This window comes from Psychrosphaera sp. F3M07, assembly GCF_018860345.1.
Classification (GTDB): Bacteria; Pseudomonadota; Gammaproteobacteria; order Enterobacterales; family Alteromonadaceae; genus Psychrosphaera; species Psychrosphaera aquimarina.
This window is the reverse complement of record NZ_JAHKPJ010000006.1, coordinates 100,676-125,701: the sequence shown is the minus strand read 5'-3', so window position 1 is coordinate 125,701 and position 25,026 is coordinate 100,676. Positions and strand designations below refer to the sequence as shown.

The 25,026-nt window shown below is 38.8% G+C and carries 25 protein-coding genes; 11 read left to right on the top strand and 14 right to left on the bottom strand.

Going from position 1 to position 25,026, the window contains the following annotated elements; all coding sequences use genetic code 11:
• Positions 1–38: 38 nt before the first annotated feature.
• A complete protein-coding gene (locus KO505_RS03285) occupies positions 39–443 on the bottom strand; it encodes a DUF1761 domain-containing protein (RefSeq protein WP_216054016.1) in 405 nt (134 codons plus the stop codon).
• Between the two features lie 242 nt (positions 444–685).
• On the opposite strand from KO505_RS03285, the gene pcnB reads away from it, so the two are divergent.
• From pcnB to panC, 4 genes are all read left to right on the top strand, one after another.
• Positions 686–2,176 (top strand): polynucleotide adenylyltransferase PcnB, encoded by a 1,491-nt coding sequence (gene pcnB, locus KO505_RS03280; protein WP_371819942.1) that lies wholly within the window; start codon positions 686–688, stop codon positions 2,174–2,176.
• An 11-nt stretch (positions 2,177–2,187) separates the two neighbouring features.
• Entirely contained in the window at positions 2,188–2,682 is a 495-nt protein-coding gene (folK, locus tag KO505_RS03275; RefSeq protein ID WP_216054015.1) for a 2-amino-4-hydroxy-6-hydroxymethyldihydropteridine diphosphokinase, read from the top strand.
• A gap of 75 nt (positions 2,683–2,757) precedes the next feature.
• Positions 2,758–3,552: a 3-methyl-2-oxobutanoate hydroxymethyltransferase gene (panB, locus tag KO505_RS03270; RefSeq protein ID WP_216054014.1), complete on the top strand. Its 795-nt coding sequence runs from the start codon at positions 2,758–2,760 to the stop codon at positions 3,550–3,552.
• A gap of 11 nt (positions 3,553–3,563) precedes the next feature.
• Positions 3,564–4,418, top strand: coding sequence for a pantoate--beta-alanine ligase (panC, locus tag KO505_RS03265; protein ID WP_216054013.1), 855 nt, complete (start codon positions 3,564–3,566; stop codon positions 4,416–4,418).
• Between the two features lie 54 nt (positions 4,419–4,472).
• Here panC and panP read toward each other — a convergent pair whose 3' ends face one another.
• The 3 genes from panP to typA form a co-directional block, all read right to left on the bottom strand.
• Complete coding sequence (gene panP, locus KO505_RS03260; protein WP_216054012.1) at positions 4,473–6,122, bottom strand: pyridoxal-dependent aspartate 1-decarboxylase PanP; 1,650 nt, start codon at positions 6,120–6,122, stop codon at positions 4,473–4,475.
• 109 nt (positions 6,123–6,231) lie between these two features.
• On the bottom strand, positions 6,232–6,786 hold the full coding sequence (locus KO505_RS03255; RefSeq protein ID WP_216054011.1) for a hypothetical protein: 555 nt from the start codon (positions 6,784–6,786) through the stop codon (positions 6,232–6,234).
• A 99-nt stretch (positions 6,787–6,885) separates the two neighbouring features.
• Positions 6,886–8,727 carry a translational GTPase TypA gene (typA, locus tag KO505_RS03250; RefSeq protein WP_216054010.1) on the bottom strand — a complete coding sequence of 614 codons (1,842 nt, stop codon included), beginning with the start codon at positions 8,725–8,727 and terminating at the stop codon, positions 6,886–6,888.
• 283 nt (positions 8,728–9,010) lie between these two features.
• On the opposite strand from typA, the gene KO505_RS03245 reads away from it, so the two are divergent.
• The 7 genes from KO505_RS03245 to KO505_RS03215 all read left to right on the top strand — a co-directional run bounded on the left by KO505_RS03245 (position 9,011) and on the right by KO505_RS03215 (position 16,734).
• Entirely contained in the window at positions 9,011–9,895 is an 885-nt protein-coding gene (locus KO505_RS03245; protein WP_216054009.1) for a GGDEF domain-containing protein, read from the top strand.
• A gap of 149 nt (positions 9,896–10,044) precedes the next feature.
• A complete protein-coding gene (locus KO505_RS03240) occupies positions 10,045–10,518 on the top strand; it encodes a chemotaxis protein CheX (RefSeq protein WP_216054008.1) in 474 nt (157 codons plus the stop codon).
• 316 nt (positions 10,519–10,834) lie between these two features.
• The gene (locus tag KO505_RS03235; protein ID WP_216054007.1) at positions 10,835–11,524 is read left to right on the top strand and encodes an HAD family phosphatase; all 690 of its coding nucleotides are present in this window, start codon (positions 10,835–10,837) and stop codon (positions 11,522–11,524) included.
• Positions 11,514–12,485: a sugar-binding transcriptional regulator gene (locus KO505_RS03230; protein ID WP_216054006.1), complete on the top strand. Its 972-nt coding sequence runs from the start codon at positions 11,514–11,516 to the stop codon at positions 12,483–12,485. The genes KO505_RS03235 and KO505_RS03230 overlap by 11 nt, the downstream gene beginning before the upstream one ends.
• Positions 12,486–12,537: 52 nt before the next feature.
• Positions 12,538–14,259 (top strand): cytosine permease, encoded by a 1,722-nt coding sequence (locus KO505_RS03225; RefSeq protein ID WP_216054005.1) that lies wholly within the window; start codon positions 12,538–12,540, stop codon positions 14,257–14,259.
• Between the two features lie 28 nt (positions 14,260–14,287).
• Entirely contained in the window at positions 14,288–15,817 is a 1,530-nt protein-coding gene (locus tag KO505_RS03220; RefSeq protein ID WP_216054004.1) for a mannitol dehydrogenase family protein, read from the top strand.
• Complete coding sequence (locus KO505_RS03215) at positions 15,814–16,734, top strand: carbohydrate kinase (protein ID WP_216054003.1); 921 nt, start codon at positions 15,814–15,816, stop codon at positions 16,732–16,734. The genes KO505_RS03220 and KO505_RS03215 overlap by 4 nt, the downstream gene beginning before the upstream one ends.
• 22 nt (positions 16,735–16,756) lie before the next feature.
• On the opposite strand, the gene KO505_RS03210 is transcribed toward KO505_RS03215, so the two are convergent.
• The 10 genes from KO505_RS03210 to rnr form a co-directional block, all read right to left on the bottom strand.
• On the bottom strand, positions 16,757–17,704 hold the full coding sequence (locus tag KO505_RS03210; RefSeq protein ID WP_216054002.1) for a D-2-hydroxyacid dehydrogenase: 948 nt from the start codon (positions 17,702–17,704) through the stop codon (positions 16,757–16,759).
• A gap of 24 nt (positions 17,705–17,728) precedes the next feature.
• Positions 17,729–18,508, bottom strand: a complete 780-nt coding sequence (locus tag KO505_RS03205; protein WP_216054001.1) for an ABC transporter substrate-binding protein — start codon at positions 18,506–18,508, stop codon at positions 17,729–17,731.
• Positions 18,509–18,675: 167 nt separating this feature from the next.
• Entirely contained in the window at positions 18,676–19,320 is a 645-nt protein-coding gene (locus tag KO505_RS03200; protein WP_216054000.1) for a YitT family protein, read from the bottom strand.
• Between the two features lie 239 nt (positions 19,321–19,559).
• Positions 19,560–20,012 carry a 50S ribosomal protein L9 gene (gene rplI / locus KO505_RS03195; protein ID WP_216053999.1) on the bottom strand — a complete coding sequence of 151 codons (453 nt, stop codon included), beginning with the start codon at positions 20,010–20,012 and terminating at the stop codon, positions 19,560–19,562.
• Between the two features lie 14 nt (positions 20,013–20,026).
• Positions 20,027–20,254 carry a 30S ribosomal protein S18 gene (gene rpsR, locus KO505_RS03190; protein ID WP_105050846.1) on the bottom strand — a complete coding sequence of 76 codons (228 nt, stop codon included), beginning with the start codon at positions 20,252–20,254 and terminating at the stop codon, positions 20,027–20,029.
• Between the two features lie 10 nt (positions 20,255–20,264).
• The gene (priB, locus tag KO505_RS03185) at positions 20,265–20,570 is read right to left on the bottom strand and encodes a primosomal replication protein N (RefSeq protein ID WP_216053998.1); all 306 of its coding nucleotides are present in this window, start codon (positions 20,568–20,570) and stop codon (positions 20,265–20,267) included.
• A 22-nt stretch (positions 20,571–20,592) separates the two neighbouring features.
• Entirely contained in the window at positions 20,593–20,931 is a 339-nt protein-coding gene (gene rpsF / locus KO505_RS03180) for a 30S ribosomal protein S6 (protein ID WP_105050847.1), read from the bottom strand.
• Positions 20,932–21,077: 146 nt separating this feature from the next.
• Complete coding sequence (locus tag KO505_RS03175) at positions 21,078–21,677, bottom strand: TlpA disulfide reductase family protein (RefSeq protein ID WP_216053997.1); 600 nt, start codon at positions 21,675–21,677, stop codon at positions 21,078–21,080.
• 47 nt (positions 21,678–21,724) lie between these two features.
• Positions 21,725–22,471 (bottom strand): 23S rRNA (guanosine(2251)-2'-O)-methyltransferase RlmB, encoded by a 747-nt coding sequence (gene rlmB / locus KO505_RS03170; protein WP_216053996.1) that lies wholly within the window; start codon positions 22,469–22,471, stop codon positions 21,725–21,727.
• 12 nt (positions 22,472–22,483) lie between these two features.
• A complete protein-coding gene (rnr, locus tag KO505_RS03165) occupies positions 22,484–25,015 on the bottom strand; it encodes a ribonuclease R (protein WP_216053995.1) in 2,532 nt (843 codons plus the stop codon).
• Positions 25,016–25,026: the final 11 nt, after the last annotated feature.

The window sequence follows — 25,026 nt, the reverse complement described above, 5'->3', positions numbered from 1 at the left end:
TCGACAATTTATTTCATCAATCTAGGGTGGTACAGACATCACCACACTGCAATAATAATACAAACCACTAAGGTATAAATTGCGCGGTAACCACCTTCAATAAGTGCCAACTTCGTACTTTGGTTATTATACAATCCATCCGAATAACGAGTTGCCAACATAACTCCTACACCTAACAACAAACCTAACTGGACACCTTCCATTAATGTATCCACACCTAAACCTGAAGCAATAACCGCAATCACCCAAGCGGTAATTGTAGATGTTATAAAAGTCAGCCCCATCGCTTTAACAGGGTTACCTAGCGAATCTAAAGTATGGCCATGCTCATCCATCCAGCTTTGTCCAAAGACTTTAGGGTTATACCAAACACCACCAATGACAAATGCCACTACGCTGCTCACTAATATTGCCCACCCGTTTACATTCATTAAATCCAACATTTTTATCTCTCTTTTTTATTGTTATACATTGCGAATTTGCCGAGATTAACTACTTGTAATCGCTTGAATTTATCTCGCTTTTACTGAGTAAATATAGTGTAGCTTTAATAATTAAAAATTAAAGGTGTTTGATTCGCAGTTAACTTATTTATATTTATTGGTATTTGCTGTAAAATGCGCCGCATTCGCAGCTTTCGCTGCATGTTTCGAACTTCAAACAACAAAATTGGATAAATCTCTTAGTGGTTTTTAAAAAAGTAATTTCTTGGTTTAGTAAAAGTGACACTCCATCACCAGCAATTAATCCAAATACGTCAACGGCACCGACCAAACAATATGTCGCTAGAGTTCCTAAAGTGATAGAAGGCGCCACGACAATTCCACGTAGCGAACACCCGGTTTCTAGAAAAGACATCAGCCCAAGCGCTCTCAAAGTTTTGTATCGATTAAAAGACAACGGTTATGACGCTTACTTAGTCGGTGGGTGTATCCGCGATATTTTATTAGGCTTAGAACCTAAAGATTTTGATGTAGTGACCAATGCAACTCCAGAACAAGTTAAGCGTTGTTTTAATAACTGCCGTTTGATTGGCCGACGTTTCCGTTTAGCCCATATTATGTTTGGTCGTGAAATTATCGAAGTGGCGACTTTCCGTGGTCATCATGAAGTAGAAGTTGAATCAGAAGAAAATGTTAGCAAAGAAGACTTAGCTAAAAAAATCTCTCGTCAAAGTGACGAAGGTCAATTATTACGTGACAATGTTTTTGGTTCAATGAATGAAGATGCTGAGCGTCGTGACTTTACCATCAACGCGTTATATTACGACATCAAAGACTTCTCCATTTATGACTTTGCCAACGGCATGGCCGACATAGATAAAGGCTTAATTGACCTAATAGGCGATCCAGAAACTCGTTATCGTGAAGACCCAGTGAGAATGTTACGCGCTGTACGTTTTTCTAATAAATTGAGAATGCAGATAGCGGAACGTACCGAAGCCCCTATATTTGAACTGGCTCATTTATTAAAGAATATCCCACCTGCGCGTTTGTTTGATGAATCTTTAAAACTAATGTTAGCTGGTAAAGCACAAGTCAATTATCAATCATTAAGAGAATATGGTTTATTCCGTTATTTCTTCCCTGCTGTGGATCAAGAATTAACAGGTAACCCTGACGATAAAGAAGAACGTTTATTGTCAATTATGTTTGGTAACACAGATACACGTATCAACTCGGGCAAATCGGTATCGCCTGCCTATATTTTAGCAGCTATGTTTTGGTATCCATTGGAAGCGCTTGCCACGTCATTAGAATTGGAAGGTGGTTTACATCCTTATGATGCTTTCCAAGTCGCGACCAACGACATTTTACAACGTGCTGTACAAACTATTGCCATTCCGAAACGCTTTACCACAGCTGTTCGTGAGATATGGACTTTCCAACACAGATTAACAAAAACCACAGGTAAACGTCCTTCGGTGTTAGTCGAAAACCCTAGATTTAGAGCCGCTTATGACTTCTTGTTATTACGAGCTGAAGTTGAAGGTGGGGAGTTAACCCAGTTAGCGCAGTGGTGGACTGATTATCAACAGTCGGCCGAAGGCAAAAAACACGCCTACACGAACCCAAACCATGGCAAACCTGAGTTTAAATCAAAGTCTTCAAGTTCGCCTTACCCTAAGAAAAAGCGCAGACCTCGTCAATACGATAAACCGAAAGGCAAAAACTAAGGACGTTTGACATGACTGAATTAGTTTATGTTGGTTTAGGTGCGAATTTAAAATCGCCATTAGAGACCATAAAATTAGCCATTAATGAATTAACGGTATTACCTCACTCTGAGCTAGTTGGGGTATCTAAAATATACAGCAGCAAACCAATGGGGCCTGCTGATCAACCAGATTATATTAATGCGGTTGCGTTAATTCGAACTGAATTAACGCCTCATCAATTGTTTAGTCACACTTGTGCCATAGAAGACAAACACGGTAGAACCCGCGTAGGCGAACACTGGGGCCCACGCACTTTAGACTTAGATATATTGTTATATGGCCAACATCAAATTAATGATGAACAGCTCGTTGTACCTCATTACGGTTTACAGCAACGCGAGTTTGTAATTTATCCATTATTAGATATCACGCCCGATTTAGTTCTGCCTTGTGGCACTATTGTTGAGTCATTGACTAAAAACATTCCATTAAACGGCATGACTCCGTTATTATCGACTCACTAACAGTCGTAATTGAAAACTTATTCGTTTCAAACAACTGATAACATTAAACGTTAGACTTATTACAAAGGTTTTATCATGGCAAAGATCACAACTTCAACGTTATTGAAGATGAAACAAAACGGCGAAAAGATAGCGGCACTGACAGCTTACGACGCAAGTTTTGCTCAATTATTTGACGCACAAGGTGTTCATGTTTTATTGATTGGTGATTCAATGGGTATGGTATTACACGGTGCCGATAGCACCTTAAGTGTGACCAATGAACAAATTGCTTACCACACCCGTTGTGTAAGAGCTGGCGCCGATAACGCATTAGTCATTGCCGACATGCCGTTTATGACCTACTACAGCGCAGAAAAAACCTTAGAAAATGCTCATGAATTAATGGCCGCCGGTGCCAATATGATCAAAATGGAAGGCGGTGATTGGTTATACGACACCATTAAAAAGCTGACTCAAAATGGCATTCCAGTCTGTGGACATTTAGGTTTAACGCCACAATCGGTAAACGTATTCGGTGGTTTTAAAGTACAAGGTCGTGACAACGACAAAGCACAACAGATGATTGAACACGCTAAAGGGTTAGAAGCTGCGGGTGCGCAACTTTTGGTTTTAGAGTGTGTGCCAACTGATTTAGCTAAAGCCATTACCGATGCTATTTCAATCCCAACGATTGGTATAGGGGCTGGTAACGTCACTGACGGTCAAATCTTAGTTATGCACGATATGTTTGGCATCAGCTCAGGTTACATTCCTAAGTTCTCAAAAAACTATATTGCCCTAACAGGTAATATGCGTGAGGCTGTTGACCTATACGTTTCTGAAGTACAGTCAGGTGAGTTCCCTGACGAGTCTCGTTCTTTTAATTAAGGGTTATTACATTGTTAATCTTTAATCAACTTTCTGATCTGCGCTTATGGCGTAAAGAATTAGCGAAACAAGGCAAGTCATTAGCGTTTGTGCCAACCATGGGTAACTTACACGAAGGACATATTAAGCTTGTTGAAGAAGCACATAAATACGCCGATGTCGTGATCACATCGATTTTTGTTAATCCAATGCAATTTGGCCAAAATGAAGATCTTGATGCTTATCCACGCACATTTGAAGCCGATTGTGACAAGTTAAAAGCAGCTGACAATCATGCTGTGTTTTATCCAAAAGCAACCGACGTTTACCCAAACGGTTTAGATGCACAAACGTATGTTGAAGTACCGGATACTGAACATACGTTATGTGCCGAAGCGACGCAAAGACCCGGGCATTTTCGTGGTGTATCTACTGTTGTCGCAAAGCTGTTTAACTTAGTCCAACCTGATGTTGCGGTTTTTGGTGAAAAGGATTTTCAACAATTACGTTTAATTAAAACCATGGTTTCTGACTTAAATATGCCAATCGATATCATCGGTGTTGCAACAGTCAGAGAAGAAACGGGTTTAGCTAAAAGCTCACGTAATGGTTATTTAACTACTGAGCAAAAATTGATTGCACCAGCATTAAACCAAGCACTTAACTTGATCAAAAATGCATTATTGGATGGCTCATCTGATATTGCAGGGTTACAAAATTTAGCCACTGAATTTATTAATGAAGCCGGACTAAAAACGGATTATGTGCTGATTAGAGATGCCAAGACGATGGAACCTGTGACTGAAAACAACAATGATATTGTTATTTTAGGTGCTGCTTATCTGGGTAAAGCTCGATTAATTGATAACCTTTGTTTTCAACGATAGCTACCTGTTAACACTAAACTGAGCCAGATTAATTCTGGCTCCAGCTTTTATACATTAACCTTGTTGCACTACTTTTTTCAAAATAGCTGGCAGACTTCGCCAACTTTCCTTAGCTATTTCTCTTTGCTCCTGCAAAATATCTTTCAAAATATCATGAGTCGTTAATGGATTTGCTAAAACCGTTCTAAATACAGTTATGGTTTGCCCACCATACATTTTGGGGGTTAAACGCGTTCGCGATACAAACGACTTACCTGACTCACGTTGTTTCTTTTGGATAAAACGTGTTAAGTCATTTAACAAATCGTTAATAATAATCTTCTCATCGGTGGAACATGTTGCCATAAAATCTTTAACCACTTTAGGCACATAACGGTAGGTTAACAAACATAACTCTGGTGCTGTGATCAATTCAAAGTCATCATCTTCACGAATAAGTTCGGCAAAGTAGTTAGCTGTGTTAATGCTGCGATCAATCAGCATTTGATACCCTTTACGGCCCATGACTTTTAAACAAGCATATACCAACATCGACATACCAGGACGGCTGCCCTCAAGGGTATGTGAGCCTAAATCTTTAGACCCTTTACGTAATATATATTCAGCGTGGTGTTCAATAACATCAGTAGAATGCGGGTCTTTAAATAACACCATACCGGCGCCCATAGGCACATACATTTGTTTATGAGCGTCAATGGTAATTGAGTCCGCTCTTTCTATTCCAGCAAGCTTAGGGCGTTGATTTTCAGATAATAATGTTGCCCCGCCCCATGCGGCATCGACATGGAAATGGATCTTGTGTAACTCAGCTAAATCAGCCATAGCTGTAAGTGGATCGACACTGCCAGTTTCGGTGGTACCCGCAATGCCAACAATGGCCATGATACCGGCATTTTGCTGTTTTAGTTCTGTAATGGTTTGTGCAAGTAAGTCTATGCGAATTTTGTTATCGTCATCCGTAGGTACCGTGACGATATCTTGTCGCCCTATTCCTAAAATATCGGCGGATTTACTTAACGAATAATGTCCACGTTCAGAAACGAGCACCACAACACGGTCATAACCATAATGTAACATGGCGCGGTATAAACCTTCTTTGGCTACCCCTTTGAAATTTCCATTTGGGCCTAACATGGTATTACGTGCAATCCATAAAGCACTGATATTGGCAACCGTACCACCAGAACAAAATGCACCTAATGAGTTATTTGCACTGTGCATATAATGTTCGTAATAGCCGTCGTTATTTTCTCTGGTGCTGCCGTATGCAATACGATGCAACATTCCTATAACTTGGCGTTCTAAAGGCGTAAATGCTTTGGAAGTTTCTATTTTTACCAAGTTCTGGTTTAATCCCACCATCAATTTAGACAGAGGTAATAAGAAATATGGTAATGCAGAAGTCATGTGGCCAATAAAACTTGGCGAAGACGTATGGACTGACTGAGCAACTAATTTATGCAGTAATTCATCGGCAATGTCAGATACAAATTGCGGTTCTTCGGGCATGGCCGAGTCTAGAAAGTCTTTTTCGATCTCAGACAAGGGTTTTTCAACCGCTACGATATGATCACGTAAAAAACCATCTAGGTTTTGAGATACTTCTTGTTCAATCCGCGACAGAGTTGAGTCTGGCTCTTCAGGAATGGTGAATATCCGATATAAATTTTCTTCTGTTGCCGCAGCAATACGTTTATCAGGCATAGCTAAATTTAAGCCAATTTAAGTTGCCTGTACTTTACTGTAACTGACTTAAAATGTCTTCATTTTATAGTCACCAAACGCTTTTAAACTTTGTCATTTAGCAAATAATTCACGCTAAGTGTGATGGTTCGTCGCCAATTAACAGCTTAGATTTAATTATATTGATGGCAATACTCAGCATTTCATTATTCAACTGACGCCAATCAAAATAAGGTGTGACTAAACAGTGGTGTTGCTCAGACCATTTTAGTTTTTCAAAATTATGATGAGACACCAAAGAAGAAGTGTCTAACTGTGTTTGTGCATAATTAAATCCACAAGTGATTGAAACGCTCGTGTGTTTAGTTAAATCTAATTGACTGCGAGTATCTTTAAGCTCAGAAAAACAGATATATTCAAATCCATCTTCTGTTAATAACTTAGTATCTCGGTACTCTTGCCATGTCTTACATTGGGTATCAAATAATGCAAAAGAGATTTTAGCTAATATAGAAAACACCTTACGCCAATGATTTCCCGTTTTTTGAATAATATCAGCCGCTTCTGCTAGCTGAAACGGCCTATTAATATCGTGTTCAAAACCATCCAATGGCGGACGATTAGCAATATGCAATACAATCCTTGGCGCACTCGACCCAACACCAATTAACTTACTTTTATTCATCTACTTTATACAACTTAGTTCACCTTACGTTTTACCTTTAACCTATATTACACACATAAAAAAACCGAGCTAGGCTCGGTTTTATCTAAATCTAATCGATTAAATATCGTTAGGCTTAGGACGTGAGTTACGTTTACGTTCGTTTTCAGTAAGGAACTTCTTACGGATACGAATGCTTTCTGGCGTCACTTCTACTAATTCGTCATCATCAATGAATTCTAACGCTTGTTCCAATGTCATTACGATATGAGGAGTAAGTGTTTGAGCTTCATCTGTACCAGATGAACGTACGTTAGTTAATTGCTTACCTTTAAGTACGTTAACGGTTAAGTCGTTATCACGGCTATGGATACCAACAACTTGACCTTCATAGATGTCCGTTGCGTGTCCAATCATCATACGACCACGTGATTGTAAGTTAAAGATTGCATTTGTTAACGCTTTACCCGTTGCATTGGCAATCAATACACCATTCAAACGTTGACCAATTTCGCCACCTTTAAATGGACCATATTCGTAGAATGTATGATAAATCAAACCAGAACCAGACGTTAACGTCATAAATTCAGTTTGGAAGCCAATTAAACCACGGCTAGGCATGATGAAGTCCATACGAATACGGCCTTTTCCATCTGGTGCCATGTCAGTAAGTTCAGCCTTACGTACACCCATTTTTTCCATGATAGAACCCTGATGTTGTTCTTCAACATCAATCGTTACTGTTTCATAAGGTTCTTGTTTCTCACCGTCTACTTCACGCATGATAACTTCTGGGCGAGATACGGCTAACTCATAACCTTCACGACGCATGTTTTCAATTAGGATACCTAAGTGTAATTCACCACGACCTGAAACTTTAAATTTATCTGGATCATCAAGTTGCTCAACACGTAATGCAACATTATGAACCAATTCTTTTTCCAAACGCTCTTTGATGTTACGAGACGTTACATACTTACCTTCTTGACCAGCAAAAGGAGATGTATTTACTTGGAATGTCATTGTTACTGTTGGTTCATCAACAGACAATAAAGGCAAACCTTGTACTTCTGTAGGACAACAAACTGTGTCAGAGATTTTTAATTCACCAAGACCCGTAAGCGCAATGATATCACCAGCATGTGCGCCTTCAGCTTCGTAACGGTCAAGACCTAAGTAACCAAATACTTTACCTACTTTAGCGTTATGAACTGGACCAGCAGCAGTTTGGATTGTTACTTGTTGGTTTGGTTTAACCGTACCACGTGTAACACGACCAATACCGATAACACCTAAGTATGAGCTGTAATCTAATTGAGAGATCTGCATTTGGAATGGACCATCAATGTCCGCAGCCGGAGGTGGTACTTGGTCAATAATAGTTTCAAACAATGGAGTCATGTCTGTTCCAGTTACGCCTTCTTCATGAGAAGCCCAACCGTTTAATGCAGAAGCATATACTACTTGGAAGTCTAACTGTTCATCTGTTGCACCAAGATTATCAAACAAGTCAAATACTTGATCCATAACCCAGTCAGGACGAGAACCTGGTTTATCAATTTTGTTGATAACTAGAATTGGTTTAAGACCTTGAGCAAATGCTTTTTGTGTTACAAAGCGAGTTTGCGGCATTGGGCCTTCTTGAGCATCAACAATCAATAGTACAGAGTCAACCATTGACATTACACGTTCAACTTCGCCACCAAAGTCGGCATGTCCTGGAGTGTCTACGATATTTACACGGTAGTCTTTCCAATCAATCGCTGTGTTTTTAGCTAAGATTGTAATCCCACGCTCTTTCTCAATATCATTTGAGTCCATTACACGTTCTTCGGCATCACCACGAGTCTCTAGTGTTCCAGACTGTGCTAATAATTTGTCAACCAAAGTTGTTTTACCGTGGTCAACGTGAGCAATAATAGCAATATTGCGTAAGTGAGCAGCATCAGCTGGTTTGTTCATTTAATTTCTCTCAAATTCATATTTCGGGGACCATGCGATCGAAACAAGCCAGTTAAACCACATATATTGCTTTAACTTTAAACTTCAACCGCATTAAAATTTGCGCGCATTATACACGAATAAAAAAATAGTGGGTAACAAAAGAACAAAGTTAATGCCTCTTCTTTTGCAAATTTACTAACTAATAACCAAATCAAAGCTGAATAATTTACATTTACGGTTGTTTTTCATTTTAACTTCAATAGACTAACCATCGTTCAAAATTTAGCTACTTGGTGTTAACATGGAAAAAAATGCCTTTTACAAAGAGGTATTCTCGACAGTTTTAGGATACAGCCTAGATTTATTTGCTTACATAGATATTAATTATCGTTATCAATATGTAAGTAACAGTTATGCTCATTTTTATGGATTTTCTTCTGATGAGCTAATTGGTCGAACTCCAGATCAAGTTTTTGACTCAACAACTTACCAAGCCGTTATCAATCCGTACTTAAATAAGTGTGTAAAAGAAAAGAAACCCGTTAACTTTGAAACGTGGATCACGGCAACCAAATTACAAGAACCCCATTTTTTATATATGTCTTACCTTCCTCATATTTCTCGTGAAACGGGTGAAGTGGTAGGGGTAATTGTCATTGCCAAAGACGTCACTGAATTCAAACGCGCTGAAGGTATATTATCAACCTCGGCGAATACCGACCCATTAACCGACATCCCGAACCGACTATTTTTAGAACGAAAGTTAGATTCATTAACAAAAGGTACGGGCCGTTCAACGGATAAGTTTGCACTTCTGTTTTGTGATTTAGATGGATTTAAGCAAGTTAATGATACACATGGTCATGCCGTTGGCGATAAAGTGCTTTATCAAGTGGCAAAACGGTTAAGAAAACATATTCGAAGTGAAGATATCATTGCGCGTTACGGTGGTGATGAATTTATTATTTTGGTCTCACCTTTGGTAGATATCAGCGTTGTTTCTATTATCAAAGAAAAAATTGACCGATCTATCTCTCAGCCTTTTGATGTTTCAGGCATTAAGATTAATATAGGCGTCAGTATTGGCACTTCTATTTACCCAGACGAAGCGACGGATGTATTAGAATTAATTAACCAAGCTGACCGTAGAATGTATCAAAATAAGAATAATAAATCAGTCGGGTAAATTCATTAATCATTTCTATATGCCATTAATTTTTAACTGATATAATCAAATTCACTTAAACATTGAATTCGGTGGAATATAGTTCTAAGTTTATTACTGATCCGAAACTAATTTAATAATCCATCAACTATAAGTAACCAAAACCTCCTATGAACGTAAAATTTATAAATCCATTTTTATCGTCGTTAATGAATGTGCTTGAAACCATGGCTATGACTAAATTAGTTCCGGGTAAACCATCACTCAAAAGAGAACAACAAGCCCGTGGTGATGTTTCAGGTTTAATCGGTATGGCAAGCCCACAAACGAAAGGCTCATTATCCATCACTTTTGAAGAGTCTTTGGCATTGTCCATTATGGAAAAAATGTTGGGGGAAAGACCGGACTCAATCGATGCTGACGTTACCGATATGGTTGGTGAAATAACCAATATGGTTACTGGTGGTGCAAAAAACATTCTTGAAAAAAATGGCTATGACTTCGACATGGCAACCCCTATGGTTGTTTCAGGTAAAGGTCATACGATTAATCATAAATGTGAAGCTGCGGCGTTGATCATTCCATTTGACTCTGAATTTGGTAAAGCATTTATTGAAGTTTCTTTTGACGTTTTAGATGTTTAATTCTAACTAACCTCTGTACATCATTTTATTAAAACCGCGTAAGGCGGTTTTTTTATACTTACTCTTCTGTTCCCCAACCGCGCAATTTTTTCGTTGTTTATTATGGTTTTTACACTCAGTTTTAAATTGTATTAATCCAGTAAGCATACTGATTATTAATCATTTTTCTGTTTCATTCGATTACCCCTCACCAATTCAGTGCGTTTTTCGTACTCTTTTTATTGACAAGTTGAACCATTAAAGGGAATATGCCCACACAAAGGGCTAATGCCCAATAATAAATATTCGCATCTAAAAAGGTGCAACAGGGGAGCAGATGAATAACATCGAATTGGTGATATTTGATTGTGATGGCGTTGTCATTGACAGTGAGATACTAAGTGCAAGTGTATTGATAGATATGCTGGCTCATTTAGGTATCGATATTGATCCTAATTATGTTCAACGACATTATTTGGGTTGTAGCTTTGAAACCGTTAAACAGAATATCAAAGACAATTTCTCTAAGCAGTTACCGCAAGACTTTGAGTCACGCTATCGCCAAACATTAGTCAATGAATTTGAGACTAAATTACAAACGACGGATGGAATACAAGATGTATTACGTCAACTCTCTGTACCTTTTTGCATCGCCACCAGCAGTAGCCCTTCTCGTACCGAAAAAGCGTTAAAGAGTGTGCAATTGCACAGTTCTTTTTCACCAAACATTTTTACCCGAGATGAAGTGCTAAATGGCAAACCTGCACCTGATTTATTTTTACATGCAGCACACAAAATGGGCGTTACACCTGAAAACTGCTTGGTAATAGAAGATAGTAAAGCTGGCGTTCAGGCGGCTATTAGCGCGGGAATGCAAGTACTGCATTACAGTGGCGGGCAACATTTACAAAATAATATTAACCACGTACACACTCACTACCCTGATGTAGCTGTGCTTGCTCATTGGCAACTATTTTTCTCGGCATTTCCTTCGTTAAAAAATCAGGCGACCCTAAATGAATATTAAATCTAACGCAGAACTAAAGCGACTTGAAGAAGCAGCCCGTGCCGCTTGGTTATATTATGTGGCTAAAAACACACAAGATGAAATAGCTCAAAAACTTCAGGTTTCTCGTCAGTCCGCACAACGTTTAGTCGCCCTTGCTGTTAGTGAAGGCTTGATAAAAGTACGTCTAGATCACCCTATTACCCGTTGCATGGAATTAGCTGAACAATTAAAAACAACCTTTAACTTAGTTGAGTGTGAGATTGCGCCAAGTGATCCTGCCGATCCAAATGCCAGTCATGGATTAGCACAAAGTGGTGCAAAAATTTTAGAACGTTACTTAAAGTCAGAACAGCCAAAAACGTTAGCGTTTGGTACCGGTCGCGCGCTTAAATCCTGTATTGATGAATTACCTAGTATGCAATGCGAGCAGCATAAATTAGTTTCACTGGTTGGGAACATGATGAATGACGGTTCGGCGTCCAAGTTCGACATTGTAGTAAGCATGGCTAACCGAGTTAATGCTAAACACTTTCCAATGCCTCTCCCAGTCATTGCACAAACAGTATCAGATAAACAATTGCTTCAAGGGTTAGCTCCGGTAAAAAGTATTTTTGAACATGTGGCTAACGCAGATGCAACATTTGTTGGCATTGGACATATTAATGAAAAGTCGCCTTTATTTGTGGATGGTTTTATTGAACAAGATGAACATCAATTACTCCATACACAAGGGGCTAAAGGTGAAATTGTTAGCTGGTTGTTTGATCAAAACGGCATCTTGCTTGATACACCTTTAACCCAACGAATAGTCAGTGCGCCTTTAGTTATTAACCCTAACAAACCCGTTTATGGTATTGCCGCAGGCGATCACAAAATAGACGCCATTTTTGCTGCATTAAAAGGTCAACTGATTAATGCCCTAATAACCAACGAACACACTGCAGAACAAATATTACTACGATACAAAAACACACTATAAAAGTACTTGCTAATTAGGCAGGTCGATACTAAAAAAACAACAGGAAAATATGATGGCAACAAGTCAACAAAACCAATCATTTGGTGACGTAAATGAAGAGCAATTGCCAGTTGCAGATAATAAGCTACATGGCTGGAAACACTTTGCTGGTTTATATGCTGGGGAGCATGTTGCCGCAACAGAGTTTGTTATTGGAGCAACATTTGTGGCGTTAGGCGCTGCCACCAGCGATATTTTATTAGGCTTATTAATTGGTAACTTACTCGCTATGTGTTCATGGTGGTTACTGACTACGCCAATAGCAGTAGAAACTCGTTTAAGCCTATATAACTATTTAAATAAAATAGCGGGCAACTCCATGACCAAGCTTTATAACTGGGCCAATGTCGTTATTTTTAGTGTCATATCCGCCGCGATGATCACAGTATCATCCACTGCAGTACGGTTTTTATTTGATATTCCTGCACAACTTAATTGGTACCCCAATAGTTTTTGGTTTGTATTAATCGTATTAGCGGTTGGTTCTATTGTGGTGCTTGTTGCTATGTATGGTTTTTCAACCGTAGCTGACTTTTCTAAAATTTGTGCGCCTTGGTTATTCGCTATTTTTATTGCCGGTTCATTTGCTTTATTTCCAGAGCTTTCCAATCATGTATTGGGAGTTACCACTGTCAGTAGTTGGCAAGATTTCATGACCATAGGCGACGCCTCTATTTGGACAGGTACCAATGCTGAGGGGGAAGAAGGCATTGGCTTATTTGAAGTAATCGGTTTTGCGTGGGCTGCCAACTCTATTACTCACTTTGGTTTAATCGACATGGCTATTTTTAGATTTGCTAAACGTAAAAGTTACGGATTGTTTTCTGGCGTAGGCATGTTTTTTGGCCACTACTTAGCATGGATATCTGCAGGTATTATGGGAGCAGGTGCTGCTGTACTGCTTAAAACAACAATCTCTTCACTCGACCCTGGTGATGTTGCTTATCACGCTCTTGGCTGGACAGGGTTCGTTATTATTATCATTGCAGGTTGGACGACGGCAAATGCCAATCTATACCGTGCTGGTTTAGCCGCACAATCTATTTTTGTTAACCACTCTAGAGAACGCACCACCGCAATTGTTGGTATGGTCACCGTTGTTATTGCTTGTTTTCCTTTTGTATTTTCACAAATGTTACCTCTATTAACTTATGCAGGCTTACTTGTGGTTCCGGTTGGTGGGATTGTATTTGCTGAGCATGTGTTATTTCCTAAAATTGGACTCACTCGTTATTGGGTTAAGTACAAAAATATAACTCGTAGTGTTCCTGCAATTGCATCTTGGGCTCTGGCTCTGGTATTTGGCTTTGGCTTAAATTTCTTGGATGTGATGTCCTTCTATTATTTATTCATTCCAACTTGGTTTTTCACTATTGTGGTTTATACCTTGTTAGCTAAAAAATACGGAGCTGATGAAGATTACAGTCAACAGATCATTGCTGAGCAGCAGCATTTATTAGCAATAAAAGAATATCAGGCTAAACAAGCAGAAAACCAACCTGAGCATATCATCGACAGCACAACACTCAGCAAATTACTAAACGCTATTTCGTTTACCTCATTATTAATTATTATTGGGTTTGCCAGCCAAGTTATGTTTTTCAGCGACTCAATGACGGTCTACCAGATCAATAAATCACAATTCGAAATAGCCTGCTTCATTTGCACATTAAGCTATTTTTCCAGTGCTTATTTGTCGTTAAGACGACATAAAGCAATGAACATCCAAGCATAAAATTAATTTGTTTTAGTAAGGCTACATCATGACACAAACACAACAAAAACCAGCTCAAACCACTGAGTTAAATCAACATAATCTTGCCTACTTGCCTGCGGATGTTGACGTACCTACTTACGATCGAAGTAAAATCAAGTCTGGAATCGTTCACATTGGTGTCGGTGGATTTCATCGCGCACATCAAGCGGCGTATATTAATGAATTATTAAAAACGCCAGGAAATGAACAATGGGGAATTTGTGGTGTCGGCTTGCTTGAAGCAAATAGAGGACTTCGGGATATACTGCAAAAACAAGATAATTTGTATACTTTAACCGTACGCCATCCAAATGGGAAAATTGAAAATACGGTAATTGGTTCTATGATGGAGTTTTTATTTGCCCCAGAAAATAAACAAGCTGTGATTGATAAAATGGCACACATTGATACTAAAATTGTGTCATTGACTATCACCGAAGGTGGTTATAATTTTCACCCTGCCACTGGAGAATTTGATTACGATAACCCAGATATCATTCATGACTTAAACAATCCAACTCAGCCGATAACTGCCTTTGGTTATATCACAGCAGCACTTAAACTGCGTAAAGAACAAGGTCTTCCTGCTTTTACCGTACAATCCTGTGACAACATTCAACACAATGGTCATGTAACACGTAACATGTTACTGGCATTTGCACAAAAACAAGATTTAGCATTAAGCCAATGGATAGAACAACACGTAGCCTTTCCAAATGCCATGGTTGATCGTATCACTCCTATTTCTCAACAAAGTGATATTGATTATGTAACACAAGCTTACCAAATGTCAGATGGCTGGCCTATTACATGTGAGTCATTTACTCAGTGGGTCATTGAGGACAATTTCAGTAACGGCCGCCCTAACTGGGATCAATTCGGCGCGCAATTTGTCTCTGACGTAACACCGTATGAAAAAATGAAGATACGTTTACTTAATGCTGGGCATTCCGTTCTTGGTTTATTGGGTTCGATACATGGTTATCAAACAATAGATCAAACCGTATCTGACCCTTTATTTGCAAAATATTTACGTGCGTTCATGGATTTAGAAGTAACGCCATTATTAGAATCACTTCCAGGTATTGATCTTGAAGAATATAAAGACGTTTTACTTGAGCGTTTTTCTAATCCCAATATTAAAGATAATTTAGCAAGGATCTGCTCTGAAACCTCAGCCAAATTACCTAAGTTTTTAATATCGAGTATTAATGAGAACTTAGCGCAAAATAGAGATGTGTCTTTATCTGCTTTAGTTATTGCCGCTTGGTGTCTATATAGCGATAAAGGTTTAAATGAACAAAATCAGGCACTTGAAATCCATGATGTGATGGCTCAAGAACTTAATAAACAAGCACAACAAACCGCTGTTGATCCATTAGCATTCATTAATTTACACAGCGTATTTGGCTATTTAGCTCATGATCGTGAATTTGTTACTGAGTATAAAAAAGCAATCGCTGCGCTTTATGCCCCTAATAGCCAAATAAAACAAATTATGGCAGCCACATTATCTAAAAAGAGCAAAAAAATATGAGTATTCTAATCAGCCAGAAAACATCTGATCAGATCCGCGTAAGCTGTTTTGGTGAAGTGTTATGGGATTGTTTTGATAACGGTAAACGCTTAGGTGGTGCACCACTTAATATGTGTTTTCGTATCAACTCTTTAGGTATTAAAGCAACCATGCTTAGCTCGGTTGGAAATGATCCATTGGGACAAGGCTTACTAGAAGAAATTAGGAGTAGAGATCTAAGTTGCGATTATATCAGCATTAACGATAACAAAAAGACCAGTACGGTAGAAGTAACGCTTGATAAAAGTGGCAGCGCTACATACGAGATAGTATCTGATACAGCCTGGGATAATATAACACTGACCAATCAGCTAAGTGACAAAGTACAAGGTGATGATGTGTTTGTTTTTGGCAGCTTAATTGGCCGGAGTCCAGTTTCTTTATCAACTTTACATTCATTACTTAAGGTCGCTAAATTTAAAGTATTTGATGTTAACTTACGTGCGCCGCATTATTCATTAGAAAGCTTAATTGAATTAATGAAACTGGCTGACTTTATAAAACTCAACGACGAAGAGTTATATGAAATCGCAAAAGCCATGGGTTGTAAATACCATTCATTAGAACAGAACCTTGCTTTTATTTCCCAACAAACCAATACCGACTATTTATGCGTAACCAAAGGTAGCCATGGCGCACTGTTAGCAATTAAAGGGGTTAATTATTATAACTCTGGCTACTTGATCAGTGTTGTGGATACCGTGGGGGCTGGGGATTCATTCCTAGGGTCGTTGATTTATCAATTATGTAGTAACGATGATGCACAATACGCTATAGATTTTGCCTGTGCGGTTGGTGCGATGGTGGCTCAAAATCAAGGGGCAACCCCTACTCTAACCCACCAAGATATTAATCAGTTTATGAACCCCGTTGAATAAAAAAGTCACCTTTTATAAGTTATCACAGAGCAAAATGTTCTGTGATATTGTCACACACTTGTTGTAATAATCGTTGGCGGGCTTCAACGCTTGCCCACGCAATATGTGGTGTGATAATTAAATTATCCAAAGGAGTGTTTAACATTAAATGATCTGCAGTGGGCGGTTCTACCGTTAATACATCCACCGCTGCACCTAATATCTTATTTTGCTGCAAGGCTTCAATTAAATCAGCCTCATTAATAATGCCCCCCCTAGCTGTATTGATTATTACCGCATTAGATTTCATTAAATTCAATTCAGCGGCACTGATTAAGTTGGTTGTTTTTGCTGTTAACGGACAATGAATACTAATGACGTCAGAGGTTTTGAGCACTTCATCAAAACTGACTCTGCCTTCTCTCACTGTGTTGGCATCTTTATGATCAGAAATAATAACGTTCATATCAAATGCAGCAGCAATTTTCTCTACTGATTTAGCTAAAGTGCCATAACCTATTAAACCTAAAGTTTTATTTGTTAATTCAGATATCGGGAAGTCCAATAAACAAAATGACTTACTCTTGCTCCAATAGCCCTGTTGCACACGTTGACTGTACTTACTTGTGTTATTCACTAGCTCTAACATTAAACTAATAACTAATTGTGCCACTGAGTTTCCTGCATAATTTTTTGCATTCTTAACAACAACACCATGGGCATCCGCGGCGATTAAATCAATATTATCCATGCCAGTGGCCGCGACACATATCAACTTTAAATCTGGTAATTGTGATAAAACGGATGCATCCAATTTAACTTTATTGGTAATGATAACCTGTGCATTATTACTGCGCTCGAGCACTTCATTAGGAGATGTGTAAGGATATGAAATCCAATCTAGGGGTAAGGCGTTTAACAGCTCAAGATCAATATCCTGCCCCATGGTTGCTGCATCTAAAAAAACACCCGTTAATTGAGACGCTTTCATTTTAAAATCTATTTATCATAAAGGTTAGTATTCGATTTGAGGTAAATTGTATTTTTTCTTAATTAATGTACGTTCACTAGCCACATTATCCAATGACTTTTGATAGGCTTGAATCACTTTATCCGGTGTTTTTTTGTTAAACGCTAAATAATTGCCAATTTGATTTACTCGCCAAACTTGCTCATATTTACTTGCATCTGCGTTTAATCGATCGGTTAAATGTTGAAATCCATGCATAGAGACCATCATCATATCCACACGCCCAGATTGCAGCATAATAAATGCACGCTCTAAATTTTGTACTTTCGCCATATTAAAATCAGGGAAGCCCATTTGTAACAACGAAATTTCAGATATATCACCTTGGATTGTCGCAATTTTATGATTTAACACATCACCAAAATTATCAAACTTAAGGTTTGAACTTTTTTTCGCCATCAATACATGCACCGATTTAAAAAATGGTCCTACCCATTTAAATAGATCTTCTCTTGCTTCAATTTTAGACATAGTAAATAAGGCTGAATTGGGTTGTTTTAACACATTTCGATAACCCCTTGTCCAAGGAACAATAGTCACTTCCTGATCGGGTAAGTTTAAATCGGCCCATATTAGTTTTAATGAATCAACGGTAATACCGACTAATTCATTATTTTCCATATAGTTTGCAGGAGGGAAGTTTTCTGTATAAAAAGTGATAACTGGCAGTTTAGTAGGCTTTAAATTAAATTTATTGGCCGCGAATCCTACACTCGAAAAAACAAATATCGTTAGCGCTAAACATAAACATATAATTTTATTCATTGGGACTCTGATAACCTAAATTTCGCTTAATAACGAAACTCAGAAGTAATTAAACACGTTCTGATTATCAGGAAATTTATATTTAATTCAAGCCTAGGCTTTGTTTATCTTTTATTTTTCGCAACGTGGAGATGAAAATCATTCCCAATTGAGAGATAAATAGCTAATTACTTAAATAACAGCTTAAATCGTTTGAATCTTGATTTGAGGCGGTCTGGTTTTGGTTGTTGTTGACTGATAGGCGCTTTTTTATGATAACGGCCGATGACTGAGGTTAATACTAACGAAGCAACCACTGAATACAGAACTTGATGTGCAGAATACACTTGGAATGCCAACGTAAGCACCGTCATATCAATCACAAAAATAACTTTACCGGTATGAATACCATAATGTTTCTCTAAATAGAGAGCCAGAATATTCACCCCTCCTAATGACGCACCATGTCGAAATACCAACAAAAGTCCTATCCCCATTAACCCACCGCCGATGAAGGCCGCTAACCAAAGAGGAATGGTGTCAATGACAATTAATGATGACAACGTATCGGATAAGGTTGAAACAAGCGCTATCGCAAATATACTTTTGAACGTGAATGACTTGCCCATTTGTTTATAGGCAATCATAAAGAAAGGTAAATTAATTAAGAAAAACCAAGTACCTAAGCTTATTTCATAGACATGGTTAGATATGGCAGCTAGTCCACCAGTACCACCGACCAATAACTGGCTGGACTGCAAAAAGAAAAAGCCCAACGCAACCAAGAAGCAACCTTCTATTATCGCGTACCATTCAAATGCTATCTTTTTCATTTTCACCTCAAATTTTGTGGTGCGTAGTATATATTTTTACCAGTTATATTTCGAGTATTAACTCTAATTAGCTATTTTCATAATTCTAGCAAAAGGTAACTTTACTTTACTACCTTGCACCGAATCGGGGATAAGCGACAAATTCCCTCTACTTACGTTGATAGATTTTAGGCATAAAAAAACACCGTCCTTAGACGGTGTTTTTATTCATCAATTCATAACCGCAAGCGGTGTATGAATTAAGCTTCAGCGATTACTACAATTTTAATTGTTGCAGTAACTTCTGGGTGTAATTGGATAGCAATATCAAATTCACCAACTTCACGGATAACGCCTTCAGGCATTTTAACTTCCGCTTTAGCAACTTCAACACCAGCATCAGTGATTGCTAATGCAATATCACGAGTACCGATTGAACCGAATAATTTGCCTTCTTCACCAGCTTTAGAAGCGATAGTCACTTCACCAAGACCAGTTACTTTGTCAGCACGAGCTTCAGCAGATGCTAATTCAGCAGCAACTTTCTTCTCTAATTCAGCGCGACGCGCTTCAAACTGTTCAGTGTTAGCTTTAGTTGCTGGAACTGCTTTTCCTTGAGGGAAAAGGAAGTTACGAGCAAAACCAGACTTAACGTTTACGTTGTCGCCTAGTGAACCTAAGTTAGCAACTTTATCTAAAAGGATAACGTTCATATTTATTATTCCTCTTATTGATGTAAGTCAGTGTAAGGTAACAATGCTACATAGCGTGCGCGTTTGATTGCACGAGCTAGTTGGCGTTGATACTTTGCGCTTGTACCAGTAATACGACTTGGTACGATTTTGCCACTTTCTGTAACATAGTTACGTAATGTTGCTAGATCTTTATAATCTATCTCTTTTACGCCATCAGCTTTGAAACGGCATACTTTACGACGTCTGAAATAACGTGCCATTTGAATTCTCCTAATTGAGTATTTCTATTTGTTGAGCATGCAAGGCAATAATGGGAGTCCCTTTATTACTTTCGTGACGGTTTAAAAAACCACTCACTTGAACTGCATCACCAACAATAAAATTTTTAATTAACTGTTGTTGCTCTTTGCCACAGGTTACAACATGAATTCGAATATAAGCATTTCTACTAAACTCTGACTCTTGCTGTATGGATTTATGTTCAATTGAGAATTGACCATGCACCACCCCTGCTGGGCTTTCTGAAAACTTAGGTGCTTTGCAAATCAGGCCACTTAATACAACTTGATTAAACACTTAAGACTTACTCCAGCGCAAATTAAGCAGCTTGTTCTTTCTTCTCTTCTTTAGCTAAAGGAGAAGCTTCTGTAACTGCGCTATCTTTACGGATAGTTAAGCTACGTAAAACCGCATCGTTATAGCGGAAAGATTCTTCTAGCTCAGCAACTACTTCACTTGGCGCTTCAATGTTCAAAAGAACATAATGTGCTTTGTGTAGTTTCTCAATTGGATAAGCTAATTGACGACGGCCCCAGTCTTCAAGACGGTGGATTTGTCCATTTGCTTCTGTGATAGTACCAGTATAACGTTCAATCATACCTGTAACTTGTTCACTCTGATCAGGGTGAACCATTAGAACGATTTCGTAATGACGCATCGTTTGATTCCTTATGGATTTTTAGCCTCAAAATCAAGCTCAGCCACACTTGAACAAAGGCAAGGAATTATAATTAATGGCTGATTTGGGCGCGAATTATACGGGGATTAGCTAATAAAACAAGAACAATGTGATTAATTATCAAACTATTTGCTCTCGTCCTCTTCTTCTTTCTTTTTCGCAGCGGCTAGAGCGGCAGCTTCGGCTAAATCTCTTTTGTCTTGTTCTATTTCATCAATCAAAGTTTCGTACGCTAACCTAAGTTGAGGATCATTAGGATCCGAGAGCATATATTTAAAAGAAACTTCGCCTTTATGGTTCACAAATATTGTTGTGGGAGTACTTTGAACGCCAAGTAATTTAGCGACTTCATCGCCTTTTTCCAACACTTTAAATGACAAACCTCGACTTTCCATTTCTTGTGTAGGTTTTGCTCGAGGGTTTTCCCAAAAACTAATAGCGTACGTTTCAATACCTTTATCAACATATTCTATTGCTATGGTCTCTAAACCAGGTTGCAGACGTTTACAATATGGACACCAGGTTGCCCAAAAGTGCAAAACATAAGCCTTGCCTATCAAAGCATCAGACGACAGTTCAATGTTTTTATTTTTAATACTCCAAGTGGGAACCGCTTCCGATACCACTATAGGGTTTCCATCTTCATCCAACTCAGCATCATCAATAGCAAATACTGTGAAACTGCATAAAAACAGTATTAGGAACAACTTAACTTTTAACATCATGTTTTACTAATACCCTTCAATTAATCTTAATCATTATAAATTAATTCTTAACTTCTCTGTCGAACTGCTTCAAACAAAATCACACCCGTTGCCACAGATACATTTAAACTTGAAACTGTGCCAGCCATTGGAATTTTCACCAATTGGTCACAATGTTCTCTGGTTAAACGTCGCATGCCTGAACCTTCTGCGCCCATTACAATCGCTAATGGACCGTCAAATTTCATCTGGAATACATCTTGTTCCGCTTCACCTGCGGTGCCAATGATCCAAACTTGTTCATCCTGCAACATTTTTAATGTTCTGGCTAAATTAGTCACCACAATTAACGGCATCACCTCTGCCGCTCCACAAGCAACCTTACGAGTCACTGAGGTTAATTTGGCAGATTTATCTTTAGGTACAATTACCGCATCAACACCTGCAGCATCAGCAGTTCGTATCACTGCCCCTAAATTATGTGGGTCAGTAACTCCATCTAATACTAATAAAAATGGCGCTTTACCGGCTGCAACTTTAGCATCGATAATGTCTTTCAAGTCAGATTCGTCTTTTTGTTTTCCGGCTTTTACTTTTGCCATTATACCTTGGTGTTGTTCACCTTCACTTTTATCATCTAATGCTTTTCTAGACATATACTGAATGGAGACACCTAAGCTTTGAGCATCCGCTACGATAGGTACAACACGGTCGTCATCGCGACCTTTTAATACATAGACTTCAATAACTCGTTCTGGTTCATGCTGTAAGATAGCTGCAACTGAATGGATACCGTATGCTAATTCAACGCTCATTTTTTGACTTACCTACTTTTTATTACTGCTATTAGATTTTGCTTTGCCCGACTTGGGTCCTGAACCAGATTTTTTCGCTGCGATTCTTTTACCTGCACGTGATTTAGGTTTTTTCTTACCACTTTTTAGCGTTTTTTTACGACCTTCACCTTTAGGCGCTTTTTCACCTTTGCTTTTATTGCTATTCCGTTTACCCGAACTATCCGATTTAGTAGACGCTCCTGCTTTTTCTGCGCCTTTCTCTAAAGGCACATCGCCTTTGCGTAAACGTTCTCTAATAGACGTTGCGGTATTTTGTGTTCTTGCTTCGTTTGCTTTACTGCGACCTCTTGAACTTTTACCCGTTGAGTTTCTGCCACCTTGAGTCGGTAATTCAGCCAATTCAAAATCGATTTGTTTTTCATCAAGGTCGACCGCTTTCACTCTCACTTCTAGTTTATCGCCTAAACGAAATACTCTGCGGTTACGCTCACCGACTAACACATGACGATCACCATCATATTGATAGTAATCATTACCTAGTGCTGTGATATGAACTAAACCTTCAATGTGCAAATCAATTAAACGCACAAAAATACCAAATGAAGTTACAGATGAAATAACACCGTCGTGTTCAGACCCAATATGGTCTTGCATAAACTCACATTTCAACCAAGACTCAACATCTCTGGTGGCTTCATCTGCGCGACGTTCTGTCATTGAACATTGCTCACCAAGCTCATCTAACTCTTGTGCATTATAGGCATAATGACCTGATGTTTGTTGCCCTTGTTTATTGATAATCGCCTTAATTGCGCGATGCACAATTAAGTCAGGGTAACGACGAATTGGTGAAGTAAAATGGGCATACCCTTCAAGTGCTAAACCAAAATGACCAATATTATCGGCTTGATATACGGCTTGGCGCATAGAGCGGATCATCATAGTTTGAATTAATTCACCATCGGGTCTTGATAAATACTTATTAACTTGGCTACTTAATTCTTTTGGCGTTGGTTCATCACTAAAGGTCAGTTCACCACCTAATTCAGCGATGAAGGACCTGAAAGTCGCCAACTTGCTTGGATCTGGTTTGTCATGCACGCGGAATAATGCTTCGGCATTATTCTGTTCAATAAATTGTGCCGCTGACACGTTCGCTAAAATCATACATTCTTCGATGATCTTATGCGCGTCATTACGCACAACAGTTTCGACTGATTCTATTTTACGCTGAGCGTTGAAGATAAATTTAGGTTCAATGGTTTCGAACTCAAATGCACCACGCTGTGCGCGTACTTTTTTCAGTACGGTATACAGTTCATATAAATCAACGATATGCGGATAAACATGCTGATAGCGCTCTCTTTGCTCTTCATCACCGTCTAACATTGCCGCTACTTTTGTATAGGTTAAACGAGCGTGGGAGTGCATTACGGCTTGATAAAATTTGTGCTCAGACAATTCACCATTAGCATTTATGGTCATTTCACACACTAAACACAAACGGTCTACTTGTGGGTTTAATGAACACAAACCATTAGATAACTCTTCTGGCAACATAGGCACAACTTGATCAGGAAAATAGACTGAATTTCCTCGTTCAATTGCTTCTTTGTCCATTGCTGAATTATGTTTTACATAATGAGATACATCGGCAATGGCTACATATAATCGCCAACCACCGGTTTCTAATTTTTCGCTGTAAACTGCATCGTCAAAATCTCGTGAGCTTTCACCATCTATGGTGACCAATGGTAATTTACGAAGATCAACACGGCCTTCTTTGTCTTGCTCTAATACTTCTGCGGATAAATTTTTCGCAAAATCACTAACTTGTTTTGGCCACTCGTGCGGGATCTCGTAGTTTCTCAGTGCAATTTCAATTTCAACTCCAGGCGCCATATGCTCGCCAAGTACTTCAACTACTTTACCAATGCCACTAGAGCGTTTATCAGGTCGAGTCACTAATTCCACCACCGCCATTTGACCATGACGAGCGCCTAACTCTTGACCTTGGGGAATGATAATCTCTTGTTTAATGCGGCTGTCATCCGGGATCACAACCTGAACCCCCATTTCAACAAAGTATCGACCTATTATTGGAGCGGTTCTTGGCTCTAATACATTAACCACTCTTGCTTCGGTTTTACCTTTGTATTCGCCAATCTCTTGAGCACGCACTACGTCACCGTGGAATAATTTACGCATTTGACTGTGGCTAATATACCAATCATTTTTGCCTGGTTTGGTGCCTTCAAGTTGCAAGAAACCGAACCCATCACGATGGCCAATAACCTTGCCTTTAACAAAGTCACTTTCTAGGGGAATTTCATATTTGTTATGTCGATTATATAAAAGCTGCCCTTCACGCTCCATGGCACGAAGTCTGCGTTTTAACGCTACTTTTAAATCATCATTGGGGATGTGACACAATTTTACCAGTTCGCCAAAACCTAACGGCCCACCATTTTTGTTGATTTGTTCAAGGATAAACTCTCGACTTGCAATTGGTGTGTCGTATTTTTCTTGTTCCCGTGAGAAGTTCGGGTCGTGTTTTGGCATTAAAGCTCGCT